This is a genomic window from Lewinella sp. (assembly GCF_050633125.1).
GTDB lineage: Bacteria > Bacteroidota > Bacteroidia > Chitinophagales > Saprospiraceae > Lewinella.
Window position 1 is genome coordinate 1 of sequence record NZ_JBOEFX010000197.1, and the last position, 7,700, is coordinate 7,700.

At 44.2% G+C, this 7,700-nt stretch carries 1 protein-coding gene; it reads right to left on the reverse strand.

Features of this window, described 5'->3' with window-relative positions; translation table 11 throughout:
- Positions 1-6,516: GEVED domain-containing protein (locus tag ACRBG0_RS27885; protein ID WP_431490112.1), on the reverse strand; the 6,516-nt coding region annotated here is incomplete at its 3' end.
- Between the last annotated feature and the right edge of the window lie 1,184 nt (positions 6,517-7,700).

A 7,700-nucleotide genomic window follows, 5' to 3' on the forward strand; every position in this document is an offset into this window, starting at 1 on the left:
GCCAACACCGAAACAACCTTCGATGTCCGTTGCCGTAACAGTGTAAGTGCCTGGTGCAAGATCAGTGATCATCGCACCGCTATCGCCGTTGCTCCATGCATAGGTGTAAGCAGCAGTTCCGCCAGAAGCAGATGCTGTTGCTGTGCCGTTGTCAAAACCACAAGTGGCATCAACACCAGATACGCTTACCGTAGGATTAGGATTAACTACTACTCTTACTACATCTGTAGCTTCACAGCCGTTGGCATCCGTAATTGTTACTGTGTAGTTGCGCGTTGCTGTTGGTGTGAAGGTCTGTGAAGCGCCTGCTCCCAAACCTTGGTTCCAGCTGTAGCTAAATGGTGCAGTTCCACCATTCGCAACTGCGGTGATGGTCACTTCTGTGCCAGCACATACTTCCTGATCGTCGCCAGCGTCTGCTGTTGGGCCAGGAATATTTTCAATCGTTACACTGCCTTCGCCAGTACAGCCTTTGCTGTCTGTTGCGGTAACCGTGTAAGTACCTGGAGCAAGACCGGTAACCATTGCACCGCTATCGCCGTTACTCCATGCATAAGTATAAGGAGCCATGCCGCCGTTGCCGGTTGCAGTGGCTGTTCCATTGTCTTCGTCACAAGTAGCATCAACTCCTGCTACACTTACGGTAGGATTAGGGTTAACTACTACTCTTACTACATCCGTATCCGTACAACCATTCGCATCTGTAACAGTAACTCTATAGTTTGTTGTCGATGTTGGCGTGAAGGTATGCGAAGCACCTGCCCCTAAACCTTGGTTCCAGTTGTAAGTATAAGGCGCAGTTCCAGCACTGGCAACTGCTGTGATGGTTACTTCAGTACCAGCACATACTTCCTGGTCAGCACCTGCATTAACAGATGGGCCACCGATATTGTCGATGGTTACACTGCCTTCTGCTGTACAACCATTCGCATCCATGATGGTCACTGAGTAAGTACCAGCAGCCAAGTTGTTGATCGAAGCCGTGGTAGCATCATTGCTCCACATATAAGTATAAGGAGCAGTACCCTCTGAAGCAGTAGCGGTAGCTGTACCATTATTTTCACCACAAGTGGCGTCGGTTCCAGTTACTGCAACTGCAGGGTTAGGATTAACCGTCACTGTTACTTCATCAGAATCGGTACAACCATTCCCTACAGTGATTGTAACACCGTAGTCAGTGGTTTGTGTAGGAGTAACCGTGATTGAAGCAGTCGTTTCGCCAGTGCTCCATAGGTAAGAAACACCCGTTCCTTCTACTACGTTTGCCGTAAGGGTTGTTGACTCACCTTGACAGATAGTCAGACATTCAGGCGTAGTATTGAGAAGCGCCGTTCCTGAAAGGTTTACATTGAAGTCGCCTGAGGTAGCACCACTGGCTAAACCAGGGCCATTCGTTGGCTGACTCAACACATCCAGATCGTTCCATCCTGAAGCACCAAAGGTAGCTGCATCATTCAGGTTGGCACCTGTACCTACTTGGAAAGACTCGCCACGGCGCGTGATTTTCACCACTGCTCCGGCAAGGTCACCGGCACCATACATGAAGCCTTCCATCACTGGGTAGTAATACCAGTCGCTGTTATTGAGATCACCAATACACTGGGTATTTTCTTTCGGGCTACCAGTAGGGGCTGCAAAAGTACGACCACGGAATACCACCTTCATATTGAAGATCAAATCTGCGTCGCCTTGATTCACCACTTGCATAGATGCAACTGCTGTTCCGTTAGCAAACTCCTCGAACGAGCTACCAGAAATGGTCCAGTTGCGGTTAGAGGTATAGTTGTTTACCAGAGCGCTTGTGTAGAAACCGTAAACGCTTGATCCACAAGTTTGAGAACTATTAGAGATTGTCCGTAAGGAAATTGGATCATCCGCACAAGCAATATTTACCAATGGGTTGGGGCTAACACTTACAACAATTTCATTGGTATCTGTACAGCCATTGGCATCGGTAACTGTAACAACATAGGTAGTCGTTACATTAGGGCTTACCGTTTTATTAGCACCATTTCCTAAACCATTATTCCAGCTAAAGGTATAAGGAGTTGTTCCTCCAGAAGCAGATGCAGAGAGGCTAACCGATTCACCTTCGCAAATTTCCTGATCATCACTAACATCTACTTTAGGTGCATTAGGTTCTGTAATCGTAATATCTTCTGGCCAAATAGCAGAACAACCCGTTTCGACACCCACTATCGTGATGTCGCTATAAGTTCCTGCACAAAGACCATTCAGTGTGAAACCAGCTGATGCGGTATAGGTACCTGGCACCTGAACTACTTGCCCATTGAAAGTATATTCGATGCGGTACTCACCTGTTGAGTTATAGTTAGCATCTACGAAGATGGAACCGTCACAGTCTCCGTCACAGTTGGAAACGTTGCTATTTAAGCTTACGTCATCCCAATTTGCGTCGTTTACTGTTACCGTTACGTGATCTTCATCTGTACAGCCGTTGCCATCTGTAACCGTTACACCATAAGAGGTCGTTTCGGTTGGGCTAACTGTGATAGAAGAAGTTGTAGCACCAGTACTCCATTCGTAGGAGATATCTTCACCATCTACAATATTGGCGGTGAGGGTAGTTGATTCACCTAAACAGATGGTTAAACACTCAGGTGTAGTATTAAGTAAGGCAATACCTGAAAGGTTGAAATTAAAATCGCCACCGGAACCTTCATTCAACGTTACTCCGCCATTAGGCTGGCTAAGCACATCAAAGGTTAACCAACCAGACCCTCCAAATGCAGCTGCATCATTAAGGTTTGCACCTGTGCCCATTTGGAAAGATGGTCCGTTGCGAACAAATTTAACCACAGCACCAGTAAGATCACCAGCTCCTGTCATGGTAGCTTCTAATTCAGGATAGTAGTACCAGTCGCTATTGTCTAAGTCACCTATACACTGCGCATTTTCCTTAGGACTTCCGGCCGGAGCAGCAAAAGTACGACCACGGAAAACCGCCTTAACATTAAAGACAAGGTCAGCATCGTCATTATTAACGACCTGCATAGATGCCACGGCGGTACCGTTAGCAAACTCCTGGAAAGAACCTGCAATGACGTTCCAATGCTTCTGACTAGTGTAGTTATTAACCAAAGAACCGCTATAGAAGCCGTAGACAGTCGAACCACAAGTCTGGGCACTATTGGAAATTGATCTCAAATAAATAGGATCATCTGCACAAGCGATATTTACCAATGGATTAGCGTTAACGGTTACAACTACCTCATCGGTATCGGTACAACCGTTGGCATCCGTCACCGTTACCACATAAGTGGTCGTAGATGTAGGACTCACTGATTTGGTTGCTCCGTTTCCGAGGCCATTGTTCCAGCTAAAGGTGTAGGGAGAAGCACCACCATTCGACACTGCGACGAGGTTGACGCTTTCACCTGCACAGATGGTTTCATCTGCACCCGCATTGACCGTTACACCACCACTGCTATTAATGGTCACCGAGCCAATATCAAAACAACCATTCGCATCCAGTACGGTGACACCGTAAGTGCCAGCAGCGAGGTTGTTTTTAGTGGCACCAGTACCCAAACCATTGCTCCACATAAAGGTGTAGGGAGAAGTACCGCTATTGGCGCTAGCCGTAACAGTACCATTATCCTCACCACAAGAAGCATCGGTTTTGGCGATGGTAACATCTGGATTAGGATTAACCGTCACCACGATTTCGTCAACACCTGTACAACCAGCAGCATCCGTCACCATCACACCATAAGTAGTAGTGGTGTTTGGAGAAACTACATGGCTGGCACCAGCGCCCAAACCGTTGTCCCAAACATAAGTGTAAGGCGCAGTACCATTAGAAGCCGAAGCCTGAATGGTCACATTGCTACCTGCACAAATGGCAACGTCGGGACCAGTAGTGATACTGATACCGCCGAGGAGGTTAACTTGGTAATCTTCCACTTCACCGTCTTGACCATCATCAAGTGTGCCACAGAAGTTGCCGGTAGGGCCGCCTTCATTGACACTACTTTGAATTGTGAACCGGGCAAAAGAAGTACCACAGCTGACACTGTTAGGAACATTAATAGTGAAGGTATGTGTACCTGTTGAACGATTGTTATTAGAACCAACAACATAATTATTAATAACACGCTCAGAAGGGTTATCGAAATCACCATCACGGTTCCAATCGATCCAGCCGTAAATATGGCCTTCCATGTCATTGGAGCTCCAGCTAAGGGTTATCTGCTTGGTTGTCCCTCCTTGAAGGTCTGTACCACCAACGAAGGTCACACCATCTTCATCATCGCCATTGGCATCGTTGTCGTCACCGTCGGCATTATCAGCGTGCTGACTATTGTCTTCGGTGTCAACCATATCGCCCAAGCGAGTAGGAGAGAAAGGATTGCCATTGCTATTATTAATGGTGTAGCAGATATCGCCATAAGAGTCAGGAGCATCACCGTAGTCAGTACCCAAGTTAGGACATTCTACTTCTGCGTGAACCAAACCGGCAATAACCCATGATTGGCCACAACCACTACCATTAGGATTTTGAGAAGAACGAGTATCCACTTCAATGCTTACCTGGTTTGTACTTCCAAGAACGTCATTGAGGGTAATATCCACAACTGCTAAACAACAACCATTGTCCGGGCCATAAATGGTCTCGGTAGCTGTTACACCGCCGGCGGTAGCACGAACGGTAAGAAAACGTCCATCCGTTGTCATCTCTGAAATTGGTAGAGATACCGTAATGGTACGAGAAGTAACATCGGTAGGGATCGGAATAGTGAACGTCTTTAAATTACAATAGCCACTAATGGCGGTAAATGTGCCACTAGAGGATCTTTTTATTGTTGTATTCCGGAAAGGATAAACCACCAAAGATTGTAAGCCATTGTTACTGGCACAACTTCCAGTAGCTGAGTTATGACCAATCCAAGAGGGGTTATCGGTAATTAAACCACGATAGACATAAACATTACTACTGGCTCCAGAGATATCGACTTGCTGAATCCAATAGGTATTGCCATCATTATCAAAAACCTGAACACTGGTTCCAGGGTACTGATTCTTGTAAACCACTTCTGCAACTACTTGGTAGACGTTAGAAGGGTTGGTAATATTTACCTGAGCGTTTGGAGTAGCACTACAGTCGGTACCCTCACCTGTAACACCTACCTCGATATAATCATCACAGGTAAAAGCGTAATCTGTAGGTCCGGTAGGAACTGGTGTATTAGAACAGTTTACATTACCAAAGTCAAAGTTGCCATTACAGTTCAACCACTGACTATCACCACAACCGGTTCTGGTTGCGTTGGTTTCTGTTTGGTAGGTATTGTCACCAACTTCGATATAATCAACAAAAACATTTTTATCACAACCACTATTGTCATCATTAATGAAAGCTACCTGAATCTGCTGTCCGTCTGAAAAGCCAGTATAGGTATAGTTCGTTAATGAGGTTGTCAAAGTCCAGGTTTGCACAGCTACCCCATCAAGTTTTAACTGAATTTGCTCACCACCACAATTTCCCTTGGCGCGGACCACAACATCACAATCGCCGGAAGGAGCTGACTCACACACATAATCAACGAATGGTTGAATATGGCTTAGGCTAGGTAGAAAGAACACCATTTGACTCGCAACACCTGTTAGGTTGCTATTGGTCACTGCTGCCACAGCATTAGTAGCCAACTGGTTGCTCGTGTTGCTGGTACCAGTAACATACCAAATAGCCTGGTTCACTTGAGTACGGGAATAACCTTCTGATTCTCCATTACAAATAATCCAGTTAATCCGCTCAGCAGTGCGGTTGGAATAGCCAGCGTTAGAAGCGCCTACTACTCTGGTGAAAGTAACATCACCATACTCATAACCATTGCCTGGGGTTGGTGCCGTTTTGTTATAATCAAGACACATCACCCGTTCTGACATTTCTACACTACAACCGCTACTTACATGCGCAATACATCCCAAATAATCATTATCGGTGTAGATGTAAGTGCTCGGAGAGATATTGTTCTTGTAGATGGTCACAGTCTCTCCATCACAATTAGAATGGCTAATCGTGCCAGAACCACAGAACGTTCGTCCTTCTGAAAAATCGCAAGCATGCTCTATTAAATAAGCACGCTCGAAGGTAGAAGAAGTACAGTTATCTGTCTCTCTGACAAGCTGGAAGTTAGCGTAACGCGAAGGATACAGCCCTGAAAGGATCAGTTGTCCGTCGGTTGTAGTCAGGCCTGTAACGGTCTTGACCTTGGTACCGAAGTCCATCTGTAGGGTGTAAGTTTGCGTTGCAAAACCTGCTTGATCTGCTACTGTAAAGTACAGTTGCCCATCAGCCGCTTCACATTCCGACTCGTTTGCCCAACTTACGTTAAGGATCTCCAAGTCTTCACAAGCACCGTCTAGCGTTACGCTATTGAGTGGAGAAGCCGGAGCATTTTGCGAGAATCCCAAAAATGGGATCACCAAACAGAGTACCATCAGGTACCAACTTGGTGTTTTCGCCGTAGGCTTTGTGTAATAATTAACCATGGTTTAGCTTTGTGTTGTTGTGTTCTTTCTCTAAAACTTCTGATGCCATTTATATGATGTACACCTATATCAAAACAGGCTATCATGGAATCACGAAAATTCCTCGATAGCAACTGAAATGCCAAAATTGTAGTCCTGCTTTAAAAACAGGGACGTTTTTTTAACACACAACCTAAACTAGAGATACACTACACGAATTGGTAGCATAAAAAGAAAGGAAATGTGTTGTTCAAAGTGTTTGTGTCAGTAGATCAACATAAACCAAGTGGTTACGCTGATTTACTAATTTTGAAGAAAACTCAAGGGGGGGGGAATGTAACAGATAAGATGTACTCTTTTCTTGTCACAGAACAAATTTAAGCGCAACTATCATATAAATAAAATCATAATTGCAAATAATTAATAATTTGTGACATTTTAAAAACGAGAAAATTAATAACTTAAACATTCATATATATATTCAAAAAACACAAAAACACCTAATAAACAACTACTTACAAACTCAAACAAACTACTCCCCTCGTTAAAAACAACACAATAAGTGACAAAAATATACTTGAAATTATTATCAATAATCACTATAAATATTCTTCTTTTTTCAAAACAGGGAAGAAACAAGCTCCATTTTCTCAAAAACACCTTTAAACCATGTACTAAAACGCTCTACATCGTCAATAATTTGACTGTCACTTTTATCACAGTATATTATCCCGAAACACCATTGACACACAAAACATTAGCGCACTAAAAAACAGGATGGCTTAGTTTTTTCTAATAGCTCTAGCCAGTCGTATTTAGGCATTCCTTTAATAAAGAAAAAAGAGCTAAGCCTATTTTCCTCCTCTAGCTCTATTTTACCTCCCTGCAGGTTTCCGCCCTATACATCTTCTCATCACTTTCTACCTTTTTGCTTCAAAAACTTCTAGGTTTTCGAATTGTGTTTCACAATCTTATTCATACAGTACTCAGGCTAAATTCGTGAATTTAGCCTGTACAAGCTCGCCCTTAAATGTCCTTATAATCCCTCATATGGTTCAAAAAAACCTTCAGTGCTTGGTGGTTCAACAAAAAACGGCAGTCCCCATTTCCAGGAACTGCCGCTTTTGTTTTACTATGTCTGTACCATCGAACCAATTAACGATCCAACAGTCCAACCTAGTTCTATTCCACCACTACGGCTAAAT